This is a genomic window from Mycobacterium sp. M26 (assembly GCF_001494595.1).
GTDB lineage: Bacteria > Actinomycetota > Actinomycetes > Mycobacteriales > Mycobacteriaceae > Mycobacterium.
Genome location: NZ_LN929901.1, coordinates 1 through 1049 on the forward strand (window position 1 = coordinate 1; position 1049 = coordinate 1049).

Annotated in this window: 1 protein-coding gene; it reads right to left on the reverse strand. The window is 77.9% G+C overall.

Translation table 11 applies throughout. From position 1 onward, the window contains the following. Window positions 1-1049: hypothetical protein (locus tag BN3385_RS28465; protein WP_197415096.1), on the reverse strand; the 1049-nt coding region annotated here is incomplete at both ends.

Genomic DNA, 1049 nt, shown 5'->3' on the forward strand with positions numbered 1-1049 from the left:
CGCCGGTGCCGTTGCTGCCGGTGGTCGATCCGGTGCCGCCGGTGCCGCCCGCACCACCAGCACCACCCTGACCACCAGCGCCCGCAGCCCCGCCGTTCTGGCCGCCACCGATACCGGTGCCGTAGAGGTCAACGCCGGCAACACCATTGGCGCCGGTGACACCGGCGCCACCGGCGCCAGCGTTGCCGCCCTTGCCGCCGTTGCTGGCGTTCCCGCCCGCGCCGGTGGTGGCGGTGCCACCGAGACCGGTGCCGCCGGTTCCGCCGGTTCCGCCGTTGGCTCCCGCACCGCCGGCCCCGCCGTTGCCGCCGCCGAATCCGTTGCCGTTGTTGACTCCGGCGACGCCGTTGGCTCCCGCGGCACCGCTGCCGCCTGTGCCTGCGCTGCCGGCGTTGCCGCCGGCTCCGCCGGCCCCGCCGCTGCCTTGGGTGCCTGCGGTGCCGCCGTTGGCTGCACCGGCCGCGCCACCGGCGCCACCTTGGCCGCCGGCACCGCCATTGCCGGCGTTGCCACCGTTGGTGCCGTCGCCGCCCTTGCCGGTGGTGGCGACACCGTTGGTGCCGTCGATACCGGAGCCGCCCTGGCCGCCTTGGCCGCCGGTGCCGCCCTTACCGCCGGTGCCGCCGGTGGCGCCGAGGCCGCCGGCCTTACCGCCGGCCCCGCCATCACCACCGCTGCCGCCGGTCGCACCCGCAGTGCCATTGGGGTTGGCCGCGTTGACACCATCGCTGCCGGCCGCACCTACGGCGCCATTACCGCCGGCACCACCATTCCCGCCGTTGCTCGTGGCCCCCGCCGTTCCGGCCGTGCCAGTGCCGGCGCCGCTGCCGTTGGCCCCACCGGAGCCCGCGCCGCCACCGGCGCCGCCATCACCACCAGCACCGCCCTTGCCGCCGTTGGGGTTGGCCGCGGTGCCGGCCGCGCCGGCGCCGCCGTTGCCGGCGGTCCCGGCTCCGCCGCCGTTGCCGCCCGTGCCGCCGGTGCCGTTGCTGCCGGTGGTCGATCCGGTGCCGCCGGTGCCGCCCGCACCACCAGCACCACCCTGACCC